This is a genomic window from Streptomyces sp. NPDC005863 (genome assembly GCF_042871345.1).
Lineage (GTDB): Bacteria > Actinomycetota > Actinomycetes > Streptomycetales > Streptomycetaceae > Streptomyces.
Map to the genome: position 1 here is coordinate 134,311 of NZ_JBIAII010000015.1, position 26,149 is coordinate 160,459.

Annotated in this window: 25 protein-coding genes and 1 pseudogene; 6 read left to right on the top strand and 20 right to left on the bottom strand. The window is 73.3% G+C overall.

Annotation, left to right across the window (positions count from 1 at the left end; all coding sequences use genetic code 11):
- Positions 1-9: 9 nt before the first annotated feature.
- From ACFYO9_RS35510 to ACFYO9_RS35525, 4 genes are all read right to left on the bottom strand, one after another.
- A complete protein-coding gene (locus tag ACFYO9_RS35510) occupies positions 10-891 on the bottom strand; it encodes a hypothetical protein (protein WP_358779041.1) in 882 nt (293 codons plus the stop codon).
- Positions 888-2,150 (bottom strand): glycosyltransferase family 4 protein, encoded by a 1,263-nt coding sequence (locus tag ACFYO9_RS35515; RefSeq protein WP_358713566.1) that lies wholly within the window; start codon positions 2,148-2,150, stop codon positions 888-890. The genes ACFYO9_RS35510 and ACFYO9_RS35515 overlap by 4 nt, the downstream gene beginning before the upstream one ends.
- Positions 2,151-2,313: 163 nt before the next feature.
- Positions 2,314-3,600, bottom strand: a complete 1,287-nt coding sequence (locus tag ACFYO9_RS35520; RefSeq protein WP_358779042.1) for an ABC transporter substrate-binding protein — start codon at positions 3,598-3,600, stop codon at positions 2,314-2,316.
- Positions 3,575-4,141 carry a hypothetical protein gene (locus ACFYO9_RS35525; RefSeq protein ID WP_358779043.1) on the bottom strand — a complete coding sequence of 189 codons (567 nt, stop codon included), beginning with the start codon at positions 4,139-4,141 and terminating at the stop codon, positions 3,575-3,577. The genes ACFYO9_RS35520 and ACFYO9_RS35525 overlap by 26 nt, the downstream gene beginning before the upstream one ends.
- A 171-nt stretch (positions 4,142-4,312) precedes the next feature.
- Here ACFYO9_RS35525 and ACFYO9_RS35530 point away from each other — a divergent pair, with 171 nt between their 5' ends.
- Genes ACFYO9_RS35530 through ACFYO9_RS35540 form a run of 3 tightly spaced genes read left to right on the top strand, consistent with a single transcriptional unit; the run spans position 4,313 to position 8,190 of the window.
- The gene (locus tag ACFYO9_RS35530) at positions 4,313-4,858 is read left to right on the top strand and encodes a hypothetical protein (RefSeq protein ID WP_358779044.1); all 546 of its coding nucleotides are present in this window, start codon (positions 4,313-4,315) and stop codon (positions 4,856-4,858) included.
- Between the two features lie 4 nt (positions 4,859-4,862).
- The gene (locus tag ACFYO9_RS35535; RefSeq protein WP_358779045.1) at positions 4,863-7,508 is read left to right on the top strand and encodes an ATP-binding cassette domain-containing protein; all 2,646 of its coding nucleotides are present in this window, start codon (positions 4,863-4,865) and stop codon (positions 7,506-7,508) included.
- A gap of 1 nt (position 7,509) precedes the next feature.
- Positions 7,510-8,190 carry an ATP-binding cassette domain-containing protein gene (locus ACFYO9_RS35540; protein ID WP_358713575.1) on the top strand — a complete coding sequence of 227 codons (681 nt, stop codon included), beginning with the start codon at positions 7,510-7,512 and terminating at the stop codon, positions 8,188-8,190.
- Here ACFYO9_RS35540 and ACFYO9_RS35545 read toward each other — a convergent pair.
- Complete coding sequence (locus tag ACFYO9_RS35545; RefSeq protein WP_358779046.1) at positions 8,156-8,740, bottom strand: transglycosylase family protein; 585 nt, start codon at positions 8,738-8,740, stop codon at positions 8,156-8,158. The genes ACFYO9_RS35540 and ACFYO9_RS35545 overlap by 35 nt on opposite strands.
- 266 nt (positions 8,741-9,006) lie before the next feature.
- On the opposite strand from ACFYO9_RS35545, the gene ACFYO9_RS35550 reads away from it, so the two are divergent.
- Both ACFYO9_RS35550 and ACFYO9_RS35555 read left to right on the top strand, forming a co-directional pair.
- Positions 9,007-9,789: a hypothetical protein gene (locus tag ACFYO9_RS35550; RefSeq protein WP_355809947.1), complete on the top strand. Its 783-nt coding sequence runs from the start codon at positions 9,007-9,009 to the stop codon at positions 9,787-9,789.
- Positions 9,790-9,962: 173 nt separating this feature from the next.
- Positions 9,963-10,262 (top strand): hypothetical protein, encoded by a 300-nt coding sequence (locus ACFYO9_RS35555; protein ID WP_355809944.1) that lies wholly within the window; start codon positions 9,963-9,965, stop codon positions 10,260-10,262.
- Positions 10,263-10,336: 74 nt separating this feature from the next.
- Here the strand turns inward: ACFYO9_RS35555 and der are convergent, their stop codons facing one another.
- The 5 genes and pseudogenes from der to ACFYO9_RS35580 form a co-directional block, all read right to left on the bottom strand.
- Entirely contained in the window at positions 10,337-11,815 is a 1,479-nt protein-coding gene (gene der, locus ACFYO9_RS35560; protein ID WP_358713577.1) for a ribosome biogenesis GTPase Der, read from the bottom strand.
- 82 nt (positions 11,816-11,897) lie between these two features.
- Positions 11,898-12,485: a lysophospholipid acyltransferase family protein gene (locus tag ACFYO9_RS35565; protein ID WP_355810594.1), complete on the bottom strand. Its 588-nt coding sequence runs from the start codon at positions 12,483-12,485 to the stop codon at positions 11,898-11,900.
- A 44-nt stretch (positions 12,486-12,529) separates the two neighbouring features.
- A complete protein-coding gene (cmk, locus tag ACFYO9_RS35570; protein ID WP_355809939.1) occupies positions 12,530-13,225 on the bottom strand; it encodes a (d)CMP kinase in 696 nt (231 codons plus the stop codon).
- 135 nt (positions 13,226-13,360) lie between these two features.
- On the bottom strand, positions 13,361-14,446 hold the full coding sequence (locus tag ACFYO9_RS35575; RefSeq protein WP_355809936.1) for a prephenate dehydrogenase: 1,086 nt from the start codon (positions 14,444-14,446) through the stop codon (positions 13,361-13,363).
- Positions 14,443-14,532, bottom strand: a pseudogene (locus ACFYO9_RS35580) (chorismate mutase); the annotation flags it as partial. The pseudogene ACFYO9_RS35580 and the gene ACFYO9_RS35575, both read right to left, overlap by 4 nt.
- Before the next feature lie 135 nt (positions 14,533-14,667).
- On the opposite strand from ACFYO9_RS35580, the gene ACFYO9_RS35585 reads away from it, so the two are divergent.
- Entirely contained in the window at positions 14,668-15,426 is a 759-nt protein-coding gene (locus ACFYO9_RS35585; RefSeq protein WP_358779047.1) for a DNA polymerase beta superfamily protein, read from the top strand.
- Here ACFYO9_RS35585 and ACFYO9_RS35590 read toward each other — a convergent pair.
- The 10 genes from ACFYO9_RS35590 to ACFYO9_RS35635 form a co-directional block, all read right to left on the bottom strand.
- Positions 15,343-16,116, bottom strand: a complete 774-nt coding sequence (locus tag ACFYO9_RS35590) for a DNA polymerase beta superfamily protein (RefSeq protein WP_388667047.1) — start codon at positions 16,114-16,116, stop codon at positions 15,343-15,345. The genes ACFYO9_RS35585 and ACFYO9_RS35590 overlap by 84 nt on opposite strands.
- A 3-nt stretch (positions 16,117-16,119) precedes the next feature.
- The gene (locus tag ACFYO9_RS35595; protein ID WP_358779048.1) at positions 16,120-17,121 is read right to left on the bottom strand and encodes an ADP-ribosylglycohydrolase family protein; all 1,002 of its coding nucleotides are present in this window, start codon (positions 17,119-17,121) and stop codon (positions 16,120-16,122) included.
- A gap of 8 nt (positions 17,122-17,129) precedes the next feature.
- A complete protein-coding gene (locus ACFYO9_RS35600) occupies positions 17,130-17,855 on the bottom strand; it encodes an NUDIX domain-containing protein (RefSeq protein WP_358779049.1) in 726 nt (241 codons plus the stop codon).
- Between the two features lie 76 nt (positions 17,856-17,931).
- Positions 17,932-19,056 (bottom strand): pseudouridine synthase, encoded by a 1,125-nt coding sequence (locus tag ACFYO9_RS35605; RefSeq protein WP_355809927.1) that lies wholly within the window; start codon positions 19,054-19,056, stop codon positions 17,932-17,934.
- 12 nt (positions 19,057-19,068) lie between these two features.
- Positions 19,069-19,734 carry an SMC-Scp complex subunit ScpB gene (scpB, locus tag ACFYO9_RS35610; RefSeq protein WP_358779050.1) on the bottom strand — a complete coding sequence of 222 codons (666 nt, stop codon included), beginning with the start codon at positions 19,732-19,734 and terminating at the stop codon, positions 19,069-19,071.
- Positions 19,731-20,639: a segregation/condensation protein A gene (locus ACFYO9_RS35615; protein WP_358779051.1), complete on the bottom strand. Its 909-nt coding sequence runs from the start codon at positions 20,637-20,639 to the stop codon at positions 19,731-19,733. Before ACFYO9_RS35615 ends, scpB begins: the two co-directional genes overlap by 4 nt.
- A 19-nt stretch (positions 20,640-20,658) precedes the next feature.
- A complete protein-coding gene (locus ACFYO9_RS35620) occupies positions 20,659-21,255 on the bottom strand; it encodes a hypothetical protein (RefSeq protein ID WP_358779052.1) in 597 nt (198 codons plus the stop codon).
- Positions 21,240-22,412 (bottom strand): ParA family protein, encoded by a 1,173-nt coding sequence (locus tag ACFYO9_RS35625; RefSeq protein ID WP_384546000.1) that lies wholly within the window; start codon positions 22,410-22,412, stop codon positions 21,240-21,242. The genes ACFYO9_RS35620 and ACFYO9_RS35625 overlap by 16 nt, the downstream gene beginning before the upstream one ends.
- A 348-nt stretch (positions 22,413-22,760) precedes the next feature.
- Positions 22,761-23,876 (bottom strand): alanine dehydrogenase, encoded by a 1,116-nt coding sequence (gene ald, locus ACFYO9_RS35630; RefSeq protein WP_358779053.1) that lies wholly within the window; start codon positions 23,874-23,876, stop codon positions 22,761-22,763.
- 145 nt (positions 23,877-24,021) lie between these two features.
- Positions 24,022-26,115: a tetratricopeptide repeat protein gene (locus ACFYO9_RS35635; protein WP_388667050.1), complete on the bottom strand. Its 2,094-nt coding sequence runs from the start codon at positions 26,113-26,115 to the stop codon at positions 24,022-24,024.
- Positions 26,116-26,149 lie beyond the last annotated feature (34 nt).

Below are 26,149 nucleotides of genomic sequence, written 5' to 3' on the forward strand. Positions count from 1 at the left end.
TCCGCGGTGTCAGCCGCCGGCCCCGGCCTCCTCCTCGCCGCGCACGCGCAGCGACAGGTCGTTGTCGACCGTGTAGTACGGGCCGACCTCGGCCTTGCCGCCCGCCTTCGGCTCCACGGCCGTCACCGGGTACGTGAAGATCGCCTTCTTGTCCGCGACGTCGTCCAGGAGCCGGGCCAGCCGCACCCGCGGGCCGCTCTCGCCGGCCGGGCGCAGCCACAGGTCCCAGGGTCCGGTGCCGCCCTCGACGAGCGGGCCGTACGCCAGGGTGACGGCGAACTCCGGGCCCTCGGCGGTGACGTCGGCGCGGTGGACGAGGCCGGGCTCGGCGCGCCGGACGGCCTCGACGTGCGCGGCGGCGGTGAGCTCGGTGCCGTACACCCGGCCGTGCACGGTCACGGCGGTCTCGGAGATCTCGACCTCGCCGGACTCGGCGTGCGGTGCGCGCAGCCAGCTGCGCACCGAGAGGTTGCCCTGCTTCGTCGCGTAGGGGATGCGCACGGCGACGTGGCCGCGGCTGCCGCTGGGGGCCCGGTCGACCAGCGAGCGCAGGTCGTTGACGCCCGGCATCAGGCGGCGCGGCTCGCCGCCGGGGACCTCGACGTAGGCGTTCCAGCGGCCCTCGGCCAGCTCGACGCTGCTGGGCAGCGCGGCCCGCAGCCTGCCGTCGGCCGACGGCGAGAGCGGCAGCCGCACGTAGTCCTCGGCGGACTCGGCGTCGCGCCGGCGGAGCAGCAGGTGCACCGCCTCCGCGTCGGGCTCGCCGGGGTCGGTGACGTCGAAGGTCAGTCCGCCGGCGGAGTCGGCGATGCAGTCGGCGCGCGGTGCCGTGGACGCGTCCTCCCCGTCTTCGGCGCGTGCTGCCGTCCGCGAGGTGGCCAAGGCCGTCATGCCGTCGATCCCTTCGTCTGTACCCGGCCGAGATCCCGCACCGCGTACGCGCCCCCGAGCAGCGCGCCGCGGGTGCGGTGCAGGGTGCCGCGGACGCGGCCCCCGAGCGAGCCCCCGCGGGCGAGCATCCCGGAGAACATCGCGTCGTAGCGCTCGGCGATGCGCTGCGGGTCGAAGCGCTCGGAGTCCTGGAGCGCCGCGCCCGCCATCCGCTGCCGCAGCGAGTCGTTGTTGATCAGTTCGAGCAGTCCGCCGGCGATGGCGTCGGCGTTGCCGGTCTCGACGAGCCGTCCGTCGACGCCGTTGTCGATGATCTCGCCCGGCCCGTGCGGACAGTCGGTGGCGACCACCGGGAGGCCGCAGCGCATCGCCTCGACGATGGTCATGCCGAACGACTCCAGGCTGGAGGTGACGGCGGCGATGGAGCCCTTGGCCCACTCGGGCTCTATGGGGTGGGCGGGGCCCATCAGGAAGACGTGGTTGTACAGGCCGAGTTCATCGATCAGGGCGCGCAGCTTCTCCTTCTGCTTGCCGCCGCCGTAGATCCGCAGCCGCCAGTCCGGGCGCTCGCGCCGCACCTTGTCGAAGGCCCTGATCAGCAGGTCGTAGCGTTTCACCGGGGCGAGGCGGCCGGCCGCGACGACCCACTTGTGGGAGCCGTCGGCGGGCTCGATGCCGGGGGCGGGCACCGGGTTCGGCACGGCCTGGACGTGTACGCCGGGCAGCCGCATCTTGCGGGTGTACGCGCGGGCGTCGGCCTCGGTCGTCGTGGTCAGGACGTCCAGGCGCGGGTACACGCTGCGCAGTTGGCGGCGGAGCTCCTTGGAGTGGCTGTCGAGCGTGAGGTGCTCCTGGCCCACCCGCAGCGGCCCGCGCGCGGTCTGCCGTGCGATGTGCACGTTGAGGCCGGGCCGGGTGCCGACGACGACGTCCGCGTCGAGGCGTGCGAGGTGGCCTGCGATGCGCCGGTCGGTCAGGGCGCTGTACTGGTCGTAACGGCCTTCGGCGGTGGGGAACGTCCGGGCAGGGGTCAGGTGCTCCGGGTCGTCGCCCTCATAGCCGGCGGTGTCCTTGCGCAGGTCGACGAGGTGGCTGAGCCGGACACGCGCATCCGGCTCGAAAACGGGTTCGTCCCGGTGCCGGAAGACGGAGACAACTTCCACGTCATGCTGTTGGGCCAGCGTGTTCGCCAAGTTGTACGTCGTCCGGATCGTCCCTCCGATTCCGTACGCGTTGTGAATCAGGAAAGAGATGTGCATGCGTCCCCGTATTCCGCGCTTCCATGCGGACAGTCCCCCTCGTCCGCCTACCGAAGGGTTAGACGGGGATTCCTGGCCAAAGGTTGGGTTTCCTCACCATCCTGTTCCCGAACAGATGCCTGATCGGTAGCCAGAGATGGGAACCTTTTAGCGAAACGACGCATCAAGGCTGGTAGGAGAGCTGGGGGACGTCAAAGCAGTTCGTGGTCATTTCGCCGCCTCGGGTGACCCAGCCGCGCCCATCTTGCCAGCGGGCCACCGACATGCACGTCCGACGCGACGTGGGTGGCTCCGAACGGTGCTCGAAGGTGACGGGTATGAGCAGCCCCCGCGCGGAGTACGGCTCGTCGCGCGCCATGTACCGGTCCACACACGCGCGGGTGATGTCGCCGCCCCGGCAGGACCGCGCCGCGTCATCGAACCACATGGCGGCCGCCCACCCCTCCAGTTGCCACTGGGAGAGCTCCTTGCCCTTCATCGCGGCGCGGAAGGCCCGCACCGCCGGATGCCCGGTGTCCGCGTAGTTGCGGCTCGAACCGGTGGCCCACAGGGCGTTGCGGCAGTGCGGCGCGTCCTTGTAGTCGTCGCCGACGGCCGAGGTCCAGTTCTGCACGTTGGTGACCTTGGCCATGACCTTCGCGCCGACGTCGTCCATCGCCGCGCAGAGCCGGGCGTTGCCGTGCGTGTCCATCGCGTCGAAGACGAGGTCGGCGCCCTGCTCCTTCAGGTCGGCCGCCGCGGCACGGAAGTTGGGCAGCGCGAAGTCGAGCTGTTCGGTGACGACCTCGTACCCCTCGGCCCGCAGGCCCCGGGTGACGAGCCGGGCGTACGCGGCGGAGGCGGCCTGGTTGTAGGAGACGACGGCGGCGGTCCGCGCGCCCTGCTTCCGCTTGAAGTAGCGGTAGACCTCGGTCCCGCCGTACAGCTTGCCGCCCCACCCCGGCTTCCCGTTCCGCGGGGCGAGGCTGCCGTAGATCCCGTACAGGTGGGGATACGTCTCGTACGCAGGTCCGATGGGCTGTCCCCCGATGTCGGGCACGCCCGCCCGGGAGACCCGCGCGGCGCCCGCGTAGTCCAGGGCGGAGGTGGCCACCAGCGCGACGACCTTCTCCTCCTCGACCAGTTTGTGCACGCAGTCGTTGTTGCCGACACCGCTGCCGCCGTCGTCGCAGGTGCGCACCTCGACCTCGCGTCCTGCGATGCCGCCGCGCGCGTTCAGCCGGTCGAAGTAGGCCCGGGCGCCGTCCCGCGGCCCGGTGAACGCGGAGCCGCCGACCGGGCTGGTCGCGCTGGTGATGATGCCGACCCGCACGGGCGCACCCCGCGCGGGGGCGGGCGCCGTGCCGCGCCCCTCGAAGTCGCTCTCGGGCAGCCTGCTCCCGCAGGCCGTGCCCACCACCAGCAGGACGACGGCCAGCAGCGCCTCAGCAGCCCGGCCCGGGCGACGCATTCCCGCTCAGCTTCACCAGGGCGCAGAGGGTCTTGACGGACACCTTCCAGGTGCCGTCGTCGTCGACGGCCGTCCCGGAGGCGTCGGGCAGCGCGGTGGCGCCCTTCAGCGTCAGCGCGTACGTCACCTCGGCCTCGTCGGCCGCAGCGAACGCGACCTTCCCGACCTTCGCCGCGACCTGCTCGCCCCGCTTGTCGCCGCTGAAGCCCTTCAGGACGGCGCGCATCTTCGGACCGTTCTCCAGGACGCTCTCCTTGTCCTTCAGGGACACCTCGGGGTCGAAGAACTTCTCCCAGTTGGCGCGGACCTCCTTTTCGGCGGCCGCCGCGTCGGCGGGCGCGGACGCGTCGTCCGTGCCCGGCTCTGACGACTTCTGCACGGAGGGCTCGGGGGGCTTGTCGCCGTCCCCGCCCCCGCTGTCGTCGCCGCAGGCCACGGCGGCCGGGACGATCAGCAGGACCGCGGCGGCCGCCAGCGCCGCGCTCCGCACCCTGCCCCGCCCGAGGTATGTCCCCTGCCTGGGGCTGCTCCCGAGAACCATCTGGCTCACCACCGGGTGTCGGTCCGGACCGTCAGGGCCCGGAGCTTTCAGCGTCGGCTTCCAGAGGGCATAGTGCAAGCCATCGGCTGACATGGACAGCCCATCGACATGACCGATGTGACAGTCCGTCGACGTGACCGGTGTGACCGACGACGTGTCCCAGGGGGCTCGATGCGGACGGTGCGGACAGCTCGGACGGACGGTGCGTCAAACCCGGCCCGCGCACGCGGCGCCGCTCCCCTGCTGTGGGCGGCGCTCGCGGCGCTGGCCGTCGGCGCGGTGCTCTGCGTGCTCGGCTGGTACGGCGTCTCCGGGGAGCGGTTCGCCGAGCGGCAGGTGCCCTACCTCGCCTCCTGCACCATCCCAGGCGCCGCACTGATCGTCGCGGGCGCGGTGCTGCTCACGCACGGCAGGAACACGCTGGCGGCCGCGCGCGTCGAGGAGTTGTACGGGCTCCTGGTGGCGACGGAGCCCGCGGCTTCTGGGGAGCGGCCCGCGCCGCCCGTGGCGTCCGGCGGCGCGCTCCTGACGGTGCCGGGCGGCACGCTCTGGCACCGCGCGGACTGCCCCCTGGTCGCGGGCAAACCGGCGGCGGCCCCCGCGGACGCCACGGTCCTCGCGGCCGGGGCCCTGGCCCCCTGCCCGATCTGCGAACCCCCGCGCCCGCCGGATCCCGGCGCCCCGCCGGGCACCCCCGTACCGGCCCCGGAGCACTGACCCGGTGGCGTCCCTGAGCTACGACCTCACGCTGGCCGGGCTCTCGGTCGGCGGCGCCGCCGCCCTCACCGGCATCGGACTGATCGTCACCTACCGCGCGACCGGCGTCCTCAACTTCGCGCACGGGGCGATCGCGATGCTCTGCGCCTACGTGCTGCGCCAGTTGACGGCCGAGTGGCACTGGCCGCTCCCGGTGGCCGCCGCGGTGACGCTGCTCCTGGTCGCCCCCGGCCTCGGCCTCCTCCTGGACCGCGCGGTCTTCCGCCCGCTCGCGGTGCTCGGCGGCGATCCCGCGCAGACCCTGGTCGCCTCGATCGGCGTCTTCGTCCTGCTGGTCGGCGGTGCGGCCCTCGTCTGGGGGCCGGGCGCGCGCGACGACGCGCCCACCCTCGTCCCCGCCGACCCGTGGACCCAGCTCGGCGCCGCCGTCGCCCTCGCCGCGGCGGTCGGGGCGACGACCCGCTGGACCCGGTTCGGCGGCCGGCTGCGCGCGGTCGTCGACAACCGCGAGCTCGCCGTGCTCTCGGGCATCGACGCGGACCGGGTGGCCGCCGCGGGCTGGGCGTTCGGCTCCTTCACGGCGGGCCTCACCGGTGTCCTGCTCGCCCCCTTGGTGCGCCTCGACCCGTACGGGATGCCCCTGCTGGTCATGGAGGTGGTGGCCGTCGCGGTGGCGGCCGGGATGCGCAGCCTGCCCGTCGCGGTGGGGGTGGCGCTCGTCCTCGGGGTGGCGCAGAGCCAGCTGACGCGACTGCACCCCGGAGGGCTGCCGGAACAGCTCCTGCAGACCGCGGGCGCGAACCTCTTCGTCCTCGCCCTGCTGGTCGCGGCGCTGATCCTGCCGGGGCTCGGCCCGAGGGACGCGCTCCCGCGCACCGCGAAGGACCAGGTTCCGACGCCGCCCGGCGCGTGGATCGTGGCGGCGGTGCTCTTCCTCATCCCGCTCGGCTTCGCGGGCACCGACCTGACGACGGCGGTCCAGGTCCCCGCGCTCGCGGTGATCCTGCTCTCGCTCGTCGTCGTCACCGGCCGCGGCGGCCAGATCTCCCTCGGGCAGGCGGCGTACGCGGGCCTCGGCGCCCTCTTCACGGCCCTCCTCGCGGCGGGCCGCTTCCCCGGCCTGCCCGAACTCCCGCATCTGCCGGCCCTGCTGGTCGCGGTCCTCCTGGTGGCACCGCTCGGCCTCCTGACCGGGTGGCCCGCCATCAGCCGGCACGGCCTGGCCCTCGCCCTGGCGACGTTCGCGGTCGGCCTGGGCGTCAGCCGCTTCGTCTTCACCCAGCCGTACGCGACGTCGGGCCTGACCGTCGGCCGCCCCGCGGGCTTCGCGGACGACCGGGCGTACTACCTGCTCGAACTCGCCCTCCTGGGCGGGGCGGTGCTCCTGGTCACCGCGTTGCGCCGGGGGCGTACGGGCCGTGCGCTCGCGGCGATGCGGGACCACGAGGCGGGGGCGGCGGCCGCGGGGGTGCCGGTGCCGGCCCTCAAACTCGCCGCGTTCGTCACCGGGGCGGCGCTCGCCGGGCTCGGCGGCGGGATGCTCGCGCTCGGCCAACGGGCCTTCGACGCCGGGGCGTACGACCCCGTGCGGGGCCTCCTCTGGTTCGCGGCCGTCGTGGTCCTCGGCTCGGACAGCGTGCTCGGGGCGCCGGCCGCGGCGGCCCTCCTCGTCGGCCTGGACGCGGGGACGCGCGGCGGGGTCGCGGCGGCCCTGATCGGCCTCCTGGCGGTCCTGATCGGCCGCTTCCCCGGCGGCCCGTACAAGGCGCTGCGCGCGGCGACCGACCGCTTCCGCCGCATCCCGCGCCTCACGCCCGCGGGCGAAGCGGCCCGCGCCCGCCTCACCGCCGCAGGCCTGCGGCCGAGCCGGCGCACCCCGCCCACCCGCACAGAAGCCGCCGCCGTACAGACCCCGCGCACACATGCGCAGGACTCGCGGTCCCCAGGCGCCCACCCCACCCGGCGCACCCCCGACCACACCCTGACCGCCCACCACCTCACCGTCGCCTACGACGGGTTCACCGCCCTCGACGGCGTCAGCCTCACCGTCCCGCCCGGCCGCGTCACCGCCGTCGTCGGCCCCAACGGGGCGGGCAAAAGCACCCTCTTCCACTGTCTGGCCGGCACCCTGCGCCCCGCGTCGGGCCGCATCACCCTCGGCCCCCGTGACATCACCGGCCTGCCCGCGCACGCCCGTACCCGCGCCGGCACCGCCCGTACCTTCCAGCGGTTGGCCGTCTTCCCCTCGCTCACCGTCGCCGAGAACGTCCAGGTGGGCGCGGACCGGGCGGCGCGCCCCACCCCCGGTGCGACCGGTCGGGCCCTGCGCCTCCTCGGCCTCACCGAGCTGCGGGACCGCCCCGCGGCCGGCCTCTCCGCCGGGGCCCTGCGCCGCACCGAGCTGGCCAGGGCCCTCGCGGGTGACCCGCACACCCTGCTCCTGGACGAGCCCGCGGCCGGTCTGGACGAGGCCGAAGTGCGGGAGCTGGCCGTGCTGTTACGGGCCCTCGCGGCGGACGGCACGGCCCTGCTGGTGGTCGAGCACGACCTCGGCCTCGTGGCGGGACTCGCCGACACCGTGCACGTGATGACGGCGGGCCGCATCGTCACCTCGGGCCCCGCCCACCAGGTCCTCCAGGAGCCCCGCTGACATGCGCGGCATCGAACTGCGCGACGCCCGCGTCCACTACGGACCGCTGGAGGCCCTGCACGGCCTCACCCTGGCCGCGCCCGCCGCCGCGCTCACCGTGCTCCTCGGCCGCAACGGCAGCGGCCGCACCACGACCCTGCGCGCGCTCGCGGGCACGGTCGCCCTGACCGCGGGCGCGGTCGTCCTGGACGGCCGGGACGTCACCCACCGCCCGGCCCACGCACGAGCCGCCGACGGCGTGTGCCTCGTACCGGACCGGCAGGCGGTGTTCGCCTCCCTCACCGTCGCGGAGAACCTCCAACTGCCCGGCGGCGCGGGCGGTCTCTCGCGGGCCCTGGACGCCTACCCCGAGCTGCGCCCGCTCCTCGCCCGCCGCGCGGGCACCCTCTCCGGCGGCGAACAGCGCATGCTCGCCCTGTCCCGGGCCCTGCTCCCGGACACCCGGGTGATCCTCGCCGACGAACCGACGCAGGGCATGGCGCCCTCCGTCGCGGCCCGCACATACGCGCTCCTCGCCGGTACGGGCGCCTGCGTGGTCCTCGCCGAACAGCGGCTGCCGTCCGCCCTGCGCGCGGGCGCGGGCCGGGCGGCGGTCGTGCACGAACTGCGCCGGGGCGCGGTGGTGTTCAGCGGGGAGCCGGGCGAGGTCAGTCCTGCCCGGCCGCGGGACGCCCCGGAATGACCAGGACCTCGCCCACCGAGATCCGGTCGGGCCGGCTCCCGACCACCGAGCGGTTGGCCTTGTACAGGGCCTGCCAGCCGCCCTGCACGTGGTACAGGCGGGCGATCGAGCTGAGCGTCTCCCCCGCCTTCACCCGGTGGACGCGGCCGTCGATCCGCTCGACCCGCACCTTCTTGGAGCAGGACGGCCAGGCACCCCAGCCCTGGGCCTGAAGCACCTTCTCCGCCACCTTGATCTGCTCCTTCTTGGTGGCGAGATCGGCGCGCGGCGCGTACTTGAGCCCGCCGTACTGCTCCCAGGTGGGCTGGTAGAACTGCAGCCCGCCGTAGAAGCCGTTGCCCGTGTTGGTGTCCCAGCGTCCGTTGCTCTCGCACTGGGCGAGGCAGTCCCACGGCCCCTTCTTCACGGAGCAGCCGTACGGCGTGGACGGGGCACCCGGCTTCGGCGGCGGGGCCGCGGACGCGGCGGCCGAGGGCAGCGCCGTCGCCGCCAGGATCGCGCCGACGACCAGGGACACGGACTGAACGCGCAGGGTCAGCTTCGGATGCATCGGGTCACGCTAGGCAGCTCCGCGACGGGCTTGAGGCGTGCCGCGCCGCCCCGGAGCCGACCCCACCCGGTCGGACTATCGGTAGGTCACACCAGAGCCGCCGCCCCGGAACGATCACGCCCCGGTCGCCGCCGATGGCTCGATTCCGTTCTCCTTCGCGCGTGACCTGCACCACTGATCCGCCGTTGTCTCCTTATGAGCCGGGCACGGCCCGGCTCGTCACACCCTCCCCATGCACCCCAGATGACGATCCCGAGGAGCCACCCGTGCCGCGCATGCTCGACGTCAGCGACGACGTTCGCGCCGAGATCGGCGACGAAGAAGCCGACCGGCTGCTCGCCGGAGAGAACACCCCGGGCAGCTACGACTGCACGTCGTGCCGCACCCCGGGCGACGCCGAACAGGAGCGCACCAGCACCGTCCTGTTCGTCGGCGACGAGACGGCCGTGCTCGCCTTCGCCCACGCCACCTGCCTGCCCTCCCAGATCGTCACGGTCTCCGAGGAGCAGCTGCAGGGCGCCGTACGGTCGATCACCGGCGACGACGGCGAGGCGCCCGCCGACGCCGCGCCCAACCAGGCCGTGCTCGGCGTCACCAGCGGCCTCGTCCTCATCGAGGGCGAGCTGCGCCCGGCCCTCGTCGTCGAGCCCACCGGCGCCATCGCCCGCCCCGGCGCCGCACCCGGCGGCGGCGACGACTTCCTGCCGCTCCTGATCGAGCAGGGCTTCCTGCCGGCCGCCTCACTCGACTCCGTGCCGCCCCCGCTGCCCGGCTGGTCGGTGCTGCTCGCCATGGGCCAGCTGCACGCCGTCCTGCAGCCCGGCACCGGCGGTGGCTCCCCCGTCGCCTGGTGGCAGGCGCACCACCCGCTGCAGGTCACCGAGGACTGGCGCACGGCGGCCAACAAGACGCAGACCGTGCTGCTCTTCGCCGCCCCCGCGGGCTCCATCGGCCGCCAGCCGCGCGAGGACATGCTGCGGGACGCGCTGGACAGGGCCGCCACGCACGGGCGTCTCGTCGCGGCCTCCATGCCGCTCGCCGGCACCTGAGCCCGCGGCGGCCGAGGGCCGCGCCGCACACCCGAACGCGCCGGTCACACCGGTGCCGGACCGGGAAAGCGGCGCGGCCCCCGCATCCGCACGGCGACGGTGTCGTTGGCACAGACGTGCACACATACGACCCCTCCCGCCCCCGGCCGGCGTACCAGAGCCCCATCCCTTCCATGCGTACGGCGCAGGAGCCGACGGGCAGCCACTCGGCCACACCCATCTACGACACGCTGTACTCGGAGTACCTCAGGGCGTTCAGGGCCCTGCCGGGCGACCGGACGGGCGAGGAGGACCTGGGGTTCGTCGGCTTCGGGACGGGGCCGTACGGCTACCAGCACCGTTTCGACGGACGGCACGACCAGCGCAGCGCGTACGGCCAGTTCCACGTGGCCCGCTACGGCCAGCACGACCACCACACGGGCCACCACCAGTTCCCCGCGGCCCTGCCGCCGGGCCCGCGCCGCGAGCACTGAGCCCGCACCCGGACAGCCGAATGCCCGGCCTCCCCGAGAGGGGGGCCGGGCATTCGCGCGGGGGCCTGCCCGCTTTACTTCTTGCGGCCGCGCTTCTCGCGCACCCGCACCGAGACGTGGATCGGCGTGCCCTCGAAGCCGAACTCCTCGCGCAGGCGGCGCTCCAGGAAGCGGCGGTAGCCCGCCTCGATGAAGCCCGAGGCGAAGAAGACGAACCGCGGCGGCTTGGTGCCCGCCTGGGTGCCGAAGAGGATGCGGGGCTGCTTGCCGCCGCGCACGGGGTGCGGGTGCGAGGCGACGATCTCGCCGAGGAACGCGTTCAGACGGCCGGTCGGCACGCGCGTCTCCCAGCCCTCCAGGGCCGTCTCGATCGCCGGGACGAGCTTCTCCATGTGACGCCCGGTGGCCGCCGAGACGTTCACCCGCGGCGCCCAGGCGACCTGGGCGAGCTCGGTCTCGATCTCCCGCTCCAGGTAGTAGCGGCGCTCCTCGTCGAGGGTGTCCCACTTGTTGTACGCGACGACGATGGCGCGGCCCGCCTCGACGGCCATCGTCACGATGCGCTGGTCCTGGACCGAGATGGACTCGGAGGCGTCGATGAGGATCACCGCGACCTCGGCCTTCTCGACGGCGGCGGCCGTGCGCAGCGAGGCGTAGTAGTCGGCGCCCTGCTGGAGGTGGACGCGCTTGCGGATGCCCGCCGTGTCGACGAACTTCCAGGTCACGCCGCCGAGCTCGATGAGCTCGTCGACGGGGTCGCGGGTGGTGCCCGCCAGTTCGTTGACGACCACGCGGTCCTCGTTCGCCACCTTGTTGAGCAGCGAGGACTTGCCCACGTTCGGGCGGCCGATGAGCGCGATGCGGCGCGGTCCGCCGATGGCCGCGCCGAAGGTCTGCGCGGGCGCGTCGGGCAGCGCCTCCAGGACGGCGTCCAGCATGTCGCCGGTGCCGCGGCCGTGCAGCGCGGAGATCGGGTGCGGCTCGCCGAGGCCCAGGGACCACAGGGCGGTGGCGTCGGCCTCGCCGGAGGGACCGTCGACCTTGTTGGCGCAGAGCACGACGGGCTTGCCGGCCTTGCGGAGCAGCCGCACGACCGCCTCGTCGGTGTCGGTGGCGCCGACCGTGGCGTCGACGACGAAGACCACGGCGTCGGCGGCCTCGATGGCGTACTCCGCCTGGGCGGCGACGGAGGCGTCGATGCCGAGGACGTCCTGCTCCCAGCCGCCGGTGTCGACGAGCTTGAAGCGGCGGCCCGACCACTCGGCCTCGTAGGTGACGCGGTCGCGGGTCACGCCCGGGCGGTCCTCCACGACGGCCTCGCGGCGGCCGATGATGCGGTTCACCAGGGTCGACTTGCCGACATTGGGGCGGCCGATGACGGCGAGGACGGGCAGCGGGCCGTGGCCCGCCTCCTCGATGGCGCCCTCGACGTCCTCGACGTCGAAGCCCTCCTCGGCGGCGAGCTCCATGAACTGTGCGTACTCGGCGTCGCCGAGCGCCCCGTGGTCGTGGTCGGCAAAGCCGTCGCCCTCGGGCTGGATCTGGTCGTTCATGAAGTCCGTACCTCGTCGTTCATCGTGGTGATCGGTGCAGCGGCCCGTGCGTCGGACCGGGGCACTACTGGATAAGTCTCGCTCAGCGCCCGGTCAGGCGCCTGGCGTTTTCCAGGTGGGCGGCGAGCCGCCCCTGGATGCGCACGGTCGCCTCGTCGAGCGCCTTGCGCGTACGCCGCCCGCTGCCGTCGCCCGCGTCGAAGGGGTCTCCGAAGACCACGTCGACCCGGCTGCGCAGCGGGGGCAGCTGCTTTATCAGCCGTCCGCGCCGGTCGGTGCTTCCCAGCACCGCCACCGGGACGATCGGGGCGCCCGAGCGCACCGCGAAGTAGGCGAGCCCGGCGCGCAGCGACGCGAAGTCGCCCTCGCCCCGGGTGCCCTCGGGGAAGATCCCGAGGACGCCGCCCTGGTCCAGGACGCCGAGCGCCCGGGTGATGGCCGTGCGGTCGGCGCCGGAGCGGTCGACCTTCACCTGGCCGATGCCGTCCAGGAAGGGGCCGAGCGGCCCGACGAACGCTTCCTTCTTGATCAGGAAGTGTGTGGGCCGGGGCGCGACGCCCATGACCATCGGGCCGTCGACGTTGTGCGAGTGGTTGACGGCCAGGATCACGGGACCCGTGGCGGGCACCCGCCAGGAGCCGAGCACCCGCGGCTTGAACAGGCCGTACATGAGGCCGACGCCGATGCGGCGGCCGACCTCGGCACCCCGCTCGCTCACTTCGCGGCCCGCTTCTCCTCGACGAGGGTGACGACGCACTCGATGACCTGCTGGAGCGTGAGCTCGGTGGTGTCGACCTCGACGGCGTCGCCGGCCTTGGCGAGCGGCGACGTCTTGCGGCTGGAGTCGGCCGCGTCCCGCTTGATCAGGGCCTCCTGCGTCGCCTTGACGTCGGCGCCCTTGAGCTCGCCGGAGCGGCGGGCGGCACGGGCCTCGGGCGAGGCGGTGAGGAAGATCTTCAGGTCGGCGTCGGGCAGCACGGTGGTGCCGATGTCGCGGCCCTCGACGACCATGCCCTTCTCGGCCGAGGCGGCGATGGAGCGCTGCAGCTCGGTGATGCGGGTGCGCACCTCGGGGACGGCGCTGACGGCGCTGACCTTGGAGGTGACCTCGGTGGTGCGGATCGGGCCCGCGACGTCCGTGCCGTCGACCGTGATGGCCGGGGCGAGCGGGTCGGTGCCGGAGACGATCTCGGGCTTGCCCGCGACGGCGGCGATCGCCGTGGGGTCGGTGAGGTCGATGCCGTTGTGCACCATCCACCAGGTGATCGCCCGGTACTGGGCGCCGGTGTCCAGGTAGCTGAGTCCGAGCTGGGCGGCGACGGCCTTCGAGGTGCTCGACTTGCCCGTGCCGGAGGGACCGTCGATGGCGACGATCACGGCTGCCGGGGAGGCGGTTGCTGCGGTTTCCACGGGAGGCGGGCACCTTTCGCAGTACTCGGGGTGGGGAGGCGGGGCGCGAAGACGCCCCGCACAAGGTTACTGGCTCGCACACCCTGCCCCGACAGCCCCTGCCCGGGCCGTCCCGGGGCGCCCCGGCGCGGACCGCTACTGCCGGATCGACCAGCCCCGCTCGCGCAGCGCCGCGCTCAGCACCGGCGCCGCGCTCGGCTCGACCATGAGCTGGACCAGACCCGCCTGCTGCCCGGTCGCGTGCTCGATGCGCACGTCCTCGATGTTGACGCCCGCCTGGTCCGCGTCGGCGAAGATCCGGGCCAGCTGGCCCGCCCTGTCGTCGATGAGCACCGCGACGATCTCGTACGCCGCCGGGGCCGCCCCGTGCTTGCCGGGCACCCGGGTCCGGCCCGCGTTGCCGCGCCGCAGCACGTTCTCCACCCCGGCCGCGCCCTCGGAGCGCTTGGAGGCGTCGGCGGACTGCAGCGAGCGCAGCGCCGTCACCGTCTCGTCGAGGTCGGCGGCGACCGAGGCGAGCAGGTCGGCGACGGGCCCGGGGTTGGCGGCGAGGATGTCGATCCACATCCGCGGGTCGGACGCCGCGATCCGCGTGACGTCGCGGATGCCCTGGCCGCAGAGCCGTACGGCGCTCTCCTCGGCGTGCTCCAGGCGGGCCGCGACCATGCTGGAGACCAGGTGCGGCATGTGCGAGACGAGGGCGACCGCGCGGTCGTGGGCGTCGGCCTCCATGACGACGGGCACCGCGCGGCAGAGCGCCACCAGCTCCAGGGCGAGGTTGAGCACCTCGGTGTGGGTGTCCCGGGTCGGGGTCAGCACCCAGGGCCGGCCCTCGAAGAGGTCGGCGGTGGCGGCCAGCGGGCCGCTGCGCTCGCGCCCGGACATGGGGTGCGTGCCGATGTACGCGGTCAGGTCGAGGCCGAGCTCCTCCAGCTCGCGGCGCGGCCCGCCCTTGACGCTCGCCACGTCGAGGTAGCCGCGCGCGGCCCCGCGCCGCATGACGTCGGCCAGGGTGGCGGCGACGTACGAGGGCGGCACGGCGACGACGCAGAGGTCGACGGGCCCCGCGGGCTCCTCGTCGGTGCCGGCGCCGAGCGCCGCGGCGGTGCGGGCCTGCGCCGGGTCGTGGTCGGCGAGGTGCACGGCGACGCCGCGGGAGGCGAGGGCCAGGGCTGCCGAGGTGCCGATCAGACCGGTGCCGATGACGAGGGCGGTTCTCACTGGGCGGTGTCCTTGCGGAGTGCGGCCGCGGCGCCGAGGTGCACGGGTGCGGTCTCGGAGCGTGGCCGGTCGGGTTCGACGGTGGCGTACGCCATGGCTGTGGCCCACGGCCGGGGTCCCCAGCCTATCCAGCGTCCCGTGGGGCGGCGCGGGCCGCCCGGCTGCCGAGACGGACGGGGCCGCCCGGACACCGGTGCGCCGCGGGCCCGTACCCTCACCCCATGCTCCCCGGGAACCTCGCCCTCGTGCGCGACCACACGGTGTACTCCTGCGTGATGGGCTCGCGCGCGTTCGGCCTGGCCACCGAGGAGAGCGACACCGACCGCAGAGGGGTCTTCCTGGCCCCCACCCCGCTGTTCTGGCGGTTCGAGAAGCCTCCGACGCATCTGGACGGGCCGGCCGAGGAACAGTTCAGCTGGGAGCTGGAGCGCTTCTGCGAGCTCTCCCTGCGCGCCAACCCGAACGTCCTGGAGTGCCTGCACTCCCCGCTAGTGGAGCACGTCACGGACACCGGCCGCGAGCTGCTGGCCCTGCGCGGCGCGTTCCTCTCCCGGCAGGCCCACGAGACGTTCGCCCGCTACGCGCTGGGCCAGCGCAAGAAGCTGGAGGCGGACGTCCGCACCCACGGCGCCCCGCGCTGGAAGCACGCCATGCACCTGCTGCGGCTCCTGGCCTCCTGCCGCGACCTGCTGCGCACCGGCGAGCTGACGCTCGACGTCGGCGAGGACCGCGAGCGGCTGCTCGCGGTCAAACGCGGGGAGCGCTCCTGGCCGGAGGTCGAGACCTGGATGAACCGGCTGGCGGCCGAGGCCGAGGAGGAGGCGCCGCACAGCCCGCTCCCGGCCGGGCCCGACCGGGAACGGATCGAGGACTTCCTGGTCCGCACCCGCCGGACGTCAGCCCTGCGCTCCCTGGAGCCGCACCCGGACGACGAAGTCGTGCAGGACGTCGTGGGCGGAGTGGACGCCGGGCAGCACTGAGCCCGCCTGCGCCACGTCGAGGATCGCGTGCAGCCGCTGCACGTCGTCCGCCACGCGCGCGTGGTCCACATCCGCGCCGCCGTGCTCGGCCGCGTGCTTGGCCGCGATGAGTTCCGGCAGGTGGGCGGGGGCCTCGGCCACCTCGCCCAGGAGCGTGGGGAGATCGGCGACGAGCTGCCCGCTGCGCATCAGGTGGATGCCGGTGAGCAGTACGCGGAAGGTGTAGAGCAGTGGCTTGAGCCCGCCGTTCTTCTCGAAGAGCCGCCACTGGGTGCCGGCGAACCCGCGGTAGTGGTGGGCGTGGTTGCTGGTGAGCACAGCCGGGGCGAGCGCGACAAGCTCGGCGTGGGCGTCGGTGGTGTGCACGACCAGCGGGGAGAGCAGCTGCTCCAGGACGTAGCCGTTGTTGCGCAGCATCAGGCGGACGAACTTGCGCAGGTCGTGCGTGACGAGATCCATCTCGACGCCGTCGCGCTCCCACATCTTCGTGCGGGTCTCGTCGGGTCCCCTGAGCCCCACCAGGTCGGCCACCGGCAGCAGGTGCACCCCGCGCAGGTCGACGTCCGAGTCGCGGGACGGGAAGCCGTACAGGTGCGCGCCGGAGACGGTCGCGAAGAGCAGCGGGTCGCTCTGCTCGGCGACGACGGAGGCGAGGTCGATGTCCAGGTCGGGGCCCAGGTCCACGGTCATCCCTCAAGCGTCCCAGAGCGCCCCGAAGGCGAGGAGTTCGGCCCGGTACTCGATCCGTGCGGTCCATTCGGCGGGCCAGGCGCCCGTGCCGAGGTGGGCGCCCGCGAAGGCGCCCGCGAGGCAGGCGATCGAGTCGGAGTCGCCGGACGTGCAGGCGGCCCGGCGCAGCGCGGTGACCGGCTCGTCGACGCACTGCAGGAAGCAGGACAGGGCGGTGGCGAGGGCCTCTTCGGCGATCCACCCGGCGCCGGTGGCCAGGCACGGGTCGGTCTCGGGGTTGGCGTGCTTCAGCGCGGCCTCCAGGCGTTCGAGCACGGCGAGGCACTCGTCCCAGCCGGACGTGATGAAGGCGCGCGGCGTGGGCGCCCCGCTCCGCGTCCACAGCTCGCCGAGCCAGCGCTCGTGGTAGGTCTCGCGGTTGTCGTACGCGTAGGAGCGGAGCAGTCCGACGAGTCCGGTCGGCTCGGCGCCCTCGGCGAGCAGCCGGACGGCGTGGGCGGTGAGGTCACTGGCGGCGAGCGCGGTCGGGTGGCCGTGGGTGAGCGCGGACTGCAACTGGGCGGCGCCCGCCCGCTGTTCGTCGCTCAGGCCGGGCACGAGCCCGAGGGGGGCGACGCGCATGTTGGCGCCGCAGCCCTTGGAGTGCGGCTGGCTGGCCTCCTGCCAGGGCTTGCCGCTCTTGAGGAGGTAGCAGGCCTGCAGGCAGGTGTTGCCGGGCGCGCGGTTGTTCTCCGGCGACTGGTACCAGTCCACGAACTCCTCGCGCAGCGGCCGCTCCAGCCGCTTCGGGCCGAGGCTCCCCCGCTCCATGGCGGTGCGCAGGCCGCGGGCGAGCGCGAGCGTCATCTGGGTGTCGTCGGTGACGATCGCGGGCCGCGGCAGCTCCATCTCCCGCCAGGGGCCGCACTTGGCGAGGATCGAGGGAACGTCGTTGAACTCGGTCGGAAAGCCGAGGGCGTCACCGAGGGCGAGGCCCAGGAGGGCTCCGGTGGCGGCTCGTTTCATGGGGGCTCTCACGAGGGCTGTCCTTCCGGGGCGGGGCGGAGCAGGGGCGGGTGCAGGGCGGTGGCGGTTCCGGCCCGGAAGAGCGCGGCGGGCTTGCCCCTCCCACCGGTCAGCCGGGCTCCGCCGGGAACGGCTTCGACGAGGCCCGCCGTGCCGACCACCTTGCGGCGGAAGTTGGCCGGGTCGAGCTCGGCGCCCCACACGGCCTCGTAGACCTGGCGCAGCTCGCCGAGGGTGAACTCGGGCGGGCAGAAGGCGGTGGCGAGGCCGGTGTACTCCAGCTTGGCGCCGACCCGGTCGTGCGCGTCGGCGAGGATCCGGTCGTGGTCGAAGGCGAGCGGCCGGTACGTCGCCGGGGTGTACGGCAGCCAGGCCGCGCGGGCCGCGTCGCCTCCCCCGCTCACCTGCGGCGGGTCGGGGACGAGTGCCGCGAAGGCGACGGAGACGACCCGCATGCGCGGGTCGCGGTCCGGGGCGCTGTAGGTGCGCACCTGCTCCAGGTGCAGCCGTGCGACGTCCGCGATGCCGGTCTCCTCGGCGAGCTCACGGCCCGCGGCCTCCTCGGCCGACTCGTCGGGCAGCACGAAGCCGCCGGGCAGCGCCCAGCGCCCCGCGTACGGCTCCTGGCCGCGCTCGACGAGCAGCACGTGCAGCGCGCCGTCCCGAACGGTGAACACCGCGAGGTCCACGGTGACGGCGAACGGCTCGAAGGCGTGCTTGTCGTAGCCCTGCATGCACGACCACCCCCTCTCTTTATAGTCACCAGGACTATAAAGAGAGGGGGTGGTTCGGGCAAGGGTCTCTGCCGACCTACAGGTCGACCTCCTGCATCAACATCCCGACCTCGGTGTTCGACAGGCGCCGCAGCCAGCCGGACTTCTGGTCGCCGAGCGTGATCGGCCCGAAGGCGACCCGCACCAGCTTGTCGACCGGGAACCCGGCCTCGGCGAGCATGCGCCGCACGATGTGCTTGCGCCCCTCGTGGAGGGTCACCTCGACCAGGTAGTTCTTGCCGGTCTGCTCGACGACGCGGAAGTGGTCCGCGCGGGCGTACCCGTCCTCCAGCTGGATGCCGTCCTTGAGCTGCTTGCCCAGGTCACGCGGGATCGGGCCCACGATGTGCGCGAGGTAGACCTTCTTCACGCCGTACTTGGGGTGGGTCAGCCGGTGCGCCAGCTCGCCGTGGTTGGTGAGCAGGATGACGCCCTCGGTCTCGGTGTCGAGCCGCCCCACGTGGAACAGCCGCGTCTCGCGGTTGGTCACGTAGTCGCCGAGGCACTGCCGGCCCTCGTTGTCCTCCATGGTGGAGACGACGCCGGCGGGCTTGTTCAGCGCGAAGAACTGGTACGACTGGGTGGCCACGGTCAGGCCGTCGACCTTGATCTCGTCCTTCTCGGGGTCGACGCGCAGACCCTGCTCCAGGACGATCTCGCCGTTCACCTCGACGCGGGCCTCGTCGACCAGCTCCTCACAGGCGCGGCGCGAGCCGTAGCCCGCGCGGGCGAGGATCTTCTGCAGCCGCTCGCCCTCCTGCTCGGCGCCCGGGAAGGTCTTGGGCGGGCTCACCTTCGGCTTGTCCGCGTACCGCTCGCGGTTGCGCTCCTCGGCCCGCGTCTCGAACTCACGCGAACGCGAGGGGGCCGTCCGGCTGCGGGAGGGCTGCCCGCGCTTGGGGCCGCCCTTGGCACCGCCGCGCGCCGAGGCGCCGCGGCCCGACTTCGGGCCGTCCGGGGTGCCGCCGGGGCCCACGTCGTAGCGCCGCTCCTCCGGACGCGGCTTCTTCGGGCGGCCGCTGCCGCCCTGCTTGTCATCGCGGTTGTCGCCGGCTCCGCGGAAACCACCGCGGCCGCCGCCGTTCCCGCCGCGGCCGCCGCTGTTGCCACCACGGCTCCCGCCGTTGTTTCCGCTGCTGTTCCTGCCGCTGCTGCTTCGCATCAAAAGTTCCGTCTAATCGGCTGTGTCCTGGGTGTACCCGTACCCCGGCGCATCGGGTGCGTCCGGGTCGAACGACGGAACCCCTTCCAGCGTCTCGCCCTCGATCGCGTCCGCCTCGGGGAGGAAGGGCGCGAGCTCGGGGAGCTCGTCCAGGCCGCGCAGGCCCATCCGCTCCAGAAAGTAGTTCGTCGTCCTGTACAGGATCGCACCTGTTTCGGGTTCCGCGCCCGCCTCCTCCACCAGACCCCGCTGGAGGAGGGTGCGCATCACGCCGTCGCAGTTCACCCCGCGCACCGCGGAGACCCGCGAGCGGCTGACCGGCTGGCGGTACGCGACGACCGCGAGGGTCTCCAGAGCCGCCTGGGTGAGCCGGGCCTGCTGCCCGTCCAGGACGAAGCCCTCCACGGCGGCGGCGTACTCGGGCCGGGTGTAGAACCGCCAGCCGCCCGCGACGAGCCGCAGCTCGAAGCCGCGCCGCTGCACGGTGTACTCGTCGGCCAGCTCGCGCAGCGCGTCGGCGACCTCGCGCCGGGTCCGCCGCAGGATCTTCGCCAGGTGGTCCTCGGTGGCCGGCTCGTCGACGATCATGAGGACGGCCTCCAGGGCGGGCCGCAGCTCCAGGTCTGCGACCGTGTCCGCGCCCGCCGGGTACTCGCTCACGCCTGGGTGCTCGCTCACGCCTTCTCCTCCATCGGCTCGGGGGCCCGGTCGAACTCGTCGGTCACGGTCGGCTCCCCGGTGCCGTCACCGCCCGTCCAGCGGACCATCAGCTCCCCCAGGGGGTCCTCCTGGTCCAGGGCGACGGCCTTCTCGCGGTAGAGCTCGAGGAGGGCCAGGAAGCGCGCGACGACCGTGAGGGTGTCCCCCGCGTCCTCCACGAGGACCCGGAAACTGGTCTCGCCGTGCTCCCGCAGCCGGGCCACGACCAGGCCGGCCTGTTCCCGCACGGAGACCAGCGGGGCGTGGATGTGCTCCACGTACACCTGCGGCTTCGCGCGCGGCTGCATGGCCATCACGGCAAGCTTGGCGAACCCTTCCGCGCCGATGCTGATGACGACTTCCGGCAGCAGCTCGGCGTGGTGCGGCTCAAGGCCCACGGTCCGCGGATAGCGCCGCGCCTCCGCTTCGAGCCGCCCGCTGAAGATGTCCGCGATCTCTTTGTACGCGCGGTACTGCAGCAGCCGCGCGAAGAGCAGGTCCCGCGCCTCAAGGAGCGCGAGGTCGGCCTCGTCCTCCACCTCGGCGGCGGGCAGCAGCCGAGCCGCCTTGAGGTCGAGCAGGGTGGCGGCGACGACCAGGAACTCCGTCGTCTGGTCCAGGTCCCAGTCGGTGCCCATGGCCCGGATGTGCGCCATGAACTCGTCGGTCACCTTGGACAGGGCGACCTCGGTGACGTCCAGCTTGTGCTTGGAGATCAGCTGGAGCAGCAGGTCGAAGGGGCCCTCGAAGTTGGCGAGCCGGACCTTGAAGCGCCCGTCGTCGGGCTCTTGGGGAGGTTCCGGCTCAGCGGAAGACGCCCCTGGACCGCGCCCCAGGGCGCGGCGCCGAGCGGCGGACGGTACGGGTTCACTGTTCGAGGCCATGAGGCCGGAAACGCTACCCCTACCGCCCGCGAAGCCGTCGTACGAGGATGCTCGCGTCCCCGCGCGACTCCAGGTCGGCGAGGACGACGGCGACCGCCTCGCGCACGATGCGCCCGCGGTCGACCGCGAGGCCGTGCTCACCGCGCAGCACCAGGCGCGCGTGTTCGAGGTCCATCAGCTCCTCGGCGGAGACGTACACGGTGATCTTCTCGTCGTGCCGCTCACGCCCGCTGGGCCGCCGGTTGGCCGCCCGGGCGCGGCGCCGCGCCTGCGCGGTCGAGGCGCCCGCGGACTTGCCGCCGCCCTGGGCGGCCGAACCTTCCTGCGCCGACTCGGCGGAGCGGCGTCCCGCGTTCTTCTCGCCCTCGGCGGCGGCCGCCCTGCTGCGCGACTCGGCCCCGGACTCCGCGTCCGCGGCCGCGTGTTCGGCGGGTTCACCGCCGTCGCCCTGCGCGGTCTCCTCGGCCGATGCCGCCGTCTCGTCGCTCTCGCCCGCCGGAGCGGGCACCCTCGCCTCGCCGTTGGTGCCGCGCCGCGGCGAGGACGACTGCAGCGCCATCCCCCCGGTCGTGCGGAACAGTTCGTCGGCCCCCGGCAGACTCACTCGGCGTGACACCGGGCGAGCACCTCCCTGGCGAGCTGGCGATAGGCGGCCGCGCCGACCGAGTTCGAGGCGTACGTCGTGATCGGCTCACCGGCGACCGTGGTCTCCGGGAAGCGGACCGTGCGCCCGATGACCGTGTGGTAGACGTGGTCGTCGAAGGCCTCGACCACGCGCGCGAGCACCTCACGGCTGTGCACCGTGCGGGAGTCGTACATGGTCGCGAGGATGCCGTCGAGCTCCAGGTCGGGGTTGAGCCGCTCCTGGACCTTCTCGATCGTCTCGGTCAGCAGGGCCACGCCGCGCAGCGCGAAGAACTCGCACTCGAGCGGCACGATCACCTTGTGAGCCGCCGTCAGGGCGTTCACGGTGAGCAGGCCGAGCGAGGGCTGACAGTCGATCACGATGTAGTCGTAGTCCTGCATGAGCGGCTTCAGGGCGCGCTGCAGCGTCGACTCGCGCGCGACCTCGCTCACCAGCTGGACCTCGGCCGCGGACAGGTCGATGTTGCTGGGCAGCAGGTCCATGTTGGGGACCGCCGTCTTCAGGAGCACCTCGTCCGCGGACATGCCGCGCTCCATGAGGAGGTTGTAGACCGTCAGGTCCAGCTCCATCGGGTTCACCCCGAGGCCCACCGAGAGGGCGCCCTGCGGGTCGAAGTCGACGAGCAGGACCCGGCGTCCGTACTCCGCGAGGGCCGCGCCCAGGTTGATGGTCGACGTCGTCTTGCCGACGCCGCCCTTCTGGTTGCACATCGCGATGATCTTGGCCGGACCGTGGTCGGTCAGCGGGCCCGGGATCGGGAAGTACGGCAGCGGGCGTCCCGTGGGGCCGATGCGTTCACGGCGCTGGCGGGCCGCGTCCGGCGCGAGCGTGGCCGCGTACTCCGGATCGGGCTCGTACTCGGCGTCGGGGTCGTAGAAGTGCCCCTGGGGCAGTTCCTCGTAGTCGGCGAGGTGGGTGTGGGTGTTATCGCCACTCCGGTCGCCGGCCATGGCGTTCACGTGATGGCCATCCATGCTCTGGGGTGCTGACTGTGTCGGCTGGGGGCTCTGCCGGGCTTCGAAGGTGCGGACAGCGACCGAGCCGACGGCCTCGAGCCCCACGGGACCCTGGTCCCGCACAGACGTTCCTGGTTGACCACCCCCGGGAGCAAATGTCGACTCATTCACAAGTCGTCTTACCTCCTTGGTGACCAGGAAATTTCTCGATAGGTCAGCGTGGCACCATGCCGACGGTTGGCGACTCTATGGCGTGTCACCGCTCCACAGCAACACAATCCACCGGACCCGGCCCGATGTGTCGGCAACGGAACACCCTTGTGTCAAGGGCGTACGGCTCGTCATCGCCGCGTTTCGAGGGTGGGCGAAACGGTTAAAGGGTTACGTTCAAGGCCAGTTGACCGTGTCGACACGGATACGCATACGGCCGGACCCCTCTCAAGGTCCGGCCGCTGGCGTGAGATTGACGACTTTCGTTGACGAAAGTGTCGTAAGACCGACCGGAGTCGGTCATCCGGTTCAGCCGAGGAGCGTCTCCAGCTCGACGTGCTCCAGGCCGTGGGACTCCGCGACCTCCTTGTAAACCACCTTGCCGTCATGGGTGTTGAGGCCCAGGGCGAGCGCCGGGTCGCGGCGCAGGGCCTCGACCCAGCCGCGGTTCGCCAGCTCGACGATGTACGGCATGGTCGCGTTGGTCAGCGCGTACGTGGAGGTGTTCGGCACCGCGCCCGGCATGTTGGCGACGCAGTAGAAGACCGAGTTGTGGACCGGGAAGGTCGGCTCGGCGTGCGTGGTCGGGTGCGAGTCCTCGAAGCAGCCGCCCTGGTCAATCGCGATGTCGACAAGGACACTTCCCGGCTTCATCCGGGAGACGAGCTCGTTGGTGACCAGCTTCGGGGCCTTGGCGCCGGGGATGAGGACGGCACCGATGACGAGGTCGGCCTCCAGGCAGGCCTTCTCCAGCTCGAAGGCGTTGGAGACGACGGTCTGGATCTTCGTGCCGAAGATCTTGTCGGCTTCCTTGAGCTTGTTGATGTCCTTGTCGAGCAGGGTCACGTGGAAGCCCATGCCGATGGCGATCTGCGCGGCGTTCCAGCCGGAGACGCCGCCGCCGATGACGACGGCCTTGCCGGCGGCGACGCCCGGGACACCGCCCGGCAGCACGCCGCGGCCGCCGTTGGCGGCCATCAGGTGGTAGGCGCCGACCTGCGGGGCGAGACGGCCCGCGACCTCGGACATCGGGGCGAGCAGCGGCAGCGCGCGGCCGGCGGTCTCCACCGTCTCGTACGCGATGGCGGTCGTGCCCGACTCCAGGAGCGCGTCCGTGCACTCCCTGGACGCGGCCAGGTGCAGGTAGGTGAAGAGCGTCTGGTCCTTGCGGAGGCGGTGGTACTCCTCCGCGATGGGCTCCTTGACCTTCAGGAGCAGGTCGGCGGTGGCCCAGACCTCGTCGGCGGTGTCCAGGATCTTCGCGCCCGCCGAGACGTACTCGGCGTCCGTGATCGAGGAGCCGACGCCGGCGTTCCGCTCGATGACGACCTGGTGGCCGTGGCGCACCAGCTCGTGCACACCGGCGGGGGTGATGGCCACCCGGAACTCGTTGTTCTTGACCTCGCGGGGGATGCCGACCTTCATCGTCGATCACGGTCCTTGGCTCAGGGGATTTCTCGGGCAATGCAACGCATACCGGTGCACGTGGGGGCGCAGCGGGAGACACCGCAGAGGTATGCGGCGGAGCCAGTCTAATGAAGGATTTCTCGCTGTCTAGCCTTCCAATGCTTCAATCTTCTGCGGATGCACTACGGATTTCGTAGGCGGAAGGCTCCGCTCCACCATTCCTTTCCAGCCTGGCGACCTGCGGAAGCTCCTCTCCCAGCATGCGCTCGGCGGCGCTCCGGTGCAGCCGGGCCGCGGCCGGGTCGCCGAGCCGCTCCAGGGTGTCCGCGAGCCGCAGCTGCAGCGCCGCCTGCAGCCGGACGTCCTCGGCCTGGCGCGCCCACTCGACCGCCTCCTGGCAGGTGCGCAACGACTCCTCGGGCCGGCCCGCGTACTCCTGCACCCGGGCCATCTCGCTCAACGCCCGCGCCTGGGCGGTGACATCGCCGTTCCTGCGGTGCCCGGTCACCGCCGAACTCCAGTTCCGCAGCGCCTCGCCGTACCGTCCCGCGTACGTGTGCACCGTGCCGATCCGTCCGTAGAGGCGGGCCGCGTCCACGCGCTCGTCGCGGGCGAGCCGGTGGGCCAGCGCGCGGCCGAACCAGTCGGAGGCCCGCGACCAGTCCCCCAGCTCCTGATAGGCGCCGCCTACGGATTCCATCGCGCGGCCGGTGGCATACGGATCGTTCGCGGCCCGGCCCGCGTCGAGCGCCGCGCGGTAGCGGGCCAGCGCGTCGCGGGTGCGGCCCGTCTGCGCGTCCAGGTCCGCGAGGTTCAGCAGCGCCGCGGCCTGCTCGCGCGGCAGGTTCCGCCGCTCGGCGACGCCCAGGACCAGCTGGTGGATGCCGTACAGCTCGGGGGCTGCGGCCTCGGTGCCGCGGTGCGCGACGAGCGCCCGGGTCAGGGCCGCCATCAGCCTGCGCGCCAGCGTGTCCAGCTCGCCGTCGGCGACCGCGAGCCGGGCGGCGGCGAGCAGCGCGGGCTGCCGCACCGACAGCCACTCGGCGGCGGCCTGCCGGCTGGGGAAGCGCAGGGCGGGCGGCAGTCCCGCGATCTTCCCGCGGGCGGTGGCGTCCTCGGGCTCGGTGACGGCGCGGCAGGACTGCAGGAGCCGCACGGTCCGCTCCAGCATCCGGGCCCTGGCCAGCTGGATCTCGCCCGGCTTGTCCTGGCTCTCGGTACGGGCCCGCAGCAGCGGCACCAGGCAGCCGGGCACCTCGTACTGCGGAAGCGAGGACGGTACGGCCCGGACGAGCCCGAGCTCGACGAAGTCGTCCAGCGTGGTCTTGGCCCCGGAGACCGAGCAGCCCGCGAGCGCGGAGGCGGTGTGCGGGTCGATGTGGCCGGCCGGGGCGAGGCAGAGCAGTCGCAGTATCCGCGCGGCGGGCGAGGGGAGCGAGGCGTAGGTGTGGCCGAAGACACGCGCGAGGGCCGAGCCCTCCTCGGGCAGCGCGCGCACCCGTTTGGCGAGGTCGGCGACGGCGGCCTTGGGCCGCACCGCGAGCCAGCCGCCGGCCAGCACGAGCGTCGCGGGGTGGGCCGCGCACACCTCGACCAGGGACTCCGCCGAGCCCGGGTCGACGGTGATGCGGACGGGGCCCGCGGCGCGCGCGAGGAGTTCGACGGCGGCCTCCTTGTCCAGGCCGCCGAGGGTGCAGGGCCGGACGTCGGGGATGCCGGTGAGCGGGCCCTCGGCGACCGCGACGACCAGGCAGTCGGGGGTGTCCGGGAGGAGCGCGTCGACCTGTCCGGCGTCGGCCGCGTCGTCGAGGAGCAGCAGCGCCCTGCGGTCGGCGAGGGCCGCGCGGAGCGTCTCGGCGAGGTCGTCCTCCGCGGCTCCGGGCGGGGCGGGCACGGCCAGCGCGTCCAGCAGGCCGCGGGCGGTGCGCTCGGTGGGGACCGGGGTGCCGTCGGGGTCGGTGAGGTGGGCGCGCAGCACCCCGTCGGGGTAGTCGTCGGCGAGCTGCCGGACGAGTTCCTCGGCGAGTGCGGTGCGGCCCGAGCCGGGGCGGCCCGCGACGAGCAGGACGCGCGCGCGGGGTGCCTTGCGGCCGGAGAGGGTGTCGAGGCCCGCGCGGTCGACGTCGGCGCGGAGCTCTTTCAACTCCCGGCGTCTGCCGACGAACTGAGCCCGTGTCGACTCCAGCGAGGCGCGCGCGGGTGAGGGCACCGCGCCACCCGCCGTCGCACCGTCCGTGTCGACTGCCTGATCCGTCACGGGCCACGCTCCCGTCCGCCTGCGCACGAGCCCG

Excerpts from the sequence above, each read along its gene's own strand:
- ACFYO9_RS35510 (WP_358779041.1), bottom strand. The coding sequence starts at position 891 with ATGACGGCCTTGGCCACCTCGCGGACGGCAGCACGCGCCGAAGACGGG.
- ACFYO9_RS35515 (WP_358713566.1), bottom strand. The coding sequence starts at position 2,150 with ATGCACATCTCTTTCCTGATTCACAACGCGTACGGAATCGGAGGGACG.
- ACFYO9_RS35520 (WP_358779042.1), bottom strand. The coding sequence starts at position 3,600 with ATGCGTCGCCCGGGCCGGGCTGCTGAGGCGCTGCTGGCCGTCGTCCTG.
- ACFYO9_RS35525 (WP_358779043.1), bottom strand. The coding sequence starts at position 4,141 with ATGGTTCTCGGGAGCAGCCCCAGGCAGGGGACATACCTCGGGCGGGGC.
- ACFYO9_RS35530 (WP_358779044.1), top strand. The coding sequence starts at position 4,313 with ATGCGGACGGTGCGGACAGCTCGGACGGACGGTGCGTCAAACCCGGCC.
- ACFYO9_RS35540 (WP_358713575.1), top strand. The coding sequence starts at position 7,510 with ATGCGCGGCATCGAACTGCGCGACGCCCGCGTCCACTACGGACCGCTG.
- ACFYO9_RS35545 (WP_358779046.1), bottom strand. The coding sequence starts at position 8,740 with ATGCATCCGAAGCTGACCCTGCGCGTTCAGTCCGTGTCCCTGGTCGTC.
- ACFYO9_RS35555 (WP_355809944.1), top strand. The coding sequence starts at position 9,963 with ATGCGTACGGCGCAGGAGCCGACGGGCAGCCACTCGGCCACACCCATC.
- der (WP_358713577.1), bottom strand. The coding sequence starts at position 11,815 with ATGAACGACCAGATCCAGCCCGAGGGCGACGGCTTTGCCGACCACGAC.
- ACFYO9_RS35565 (WP_355810594.1), bottom strand. The coding sequence starts at position 12,485 with ATGTACGGCCTGTTCAAGCCGCGGGTGCTCGGCTCCTGGCGGGTGCCC.
- ACFYO9_RS35585 (WP_358779047.1), top strand. The coding sequence starts at position 14,668 with ATGCTCCCCGGGAACCTCGCCCTCGTGCGCGACCACACGGTGTACTCC.
- ACFYO9_RS35590 (WP_388667047.1), bottom strand. The coding sequence starts at position 16,116 with ATGACCGTGGACCTGGGCCCCGACCTGGACATCGACCTCGCCTCCGTC.
- ACFYO9_RS35595 (WP_358779048.1), bottom strand. The coding sequence starts at position 17,121 with ATGAAACGAGCCGCCACCGGAGCCCTCCTGGGCCTCGCCCTCGGTGAC.
- ACFYO9_RS35600 (WP_358779049.1), bottom strand. The coding sequence starts at position 17,855 with ATGCAGGGCTACGACAAGCACGCCTTCGAGCCGTTCGCCGTCACCGTG.
- ACFYO9_RS35605 (WP_355809927.1), bottom strand. The coding sequence starts at position 19,056 with ATGCGAAGCAGCAGCGGCAGGAACAGCAGCGGAAACAACGGCGGGAGC.
- ACFYO9_RS35615 (WP_358779051.1), bottom strand. The coding sequence starts at position 20,639 with ATGGCCTCGAACAGTGAACCCGTACCGTCCGCCGCTCGGCGCCGCGCC.
- ald (WP_358779053.1), bottom strand. The coding sequence starts at position 23,876 with ATGAAGGTCGGCATCCCCCGCGAGGTCAAGAACAACGAGTTCCGGGTG.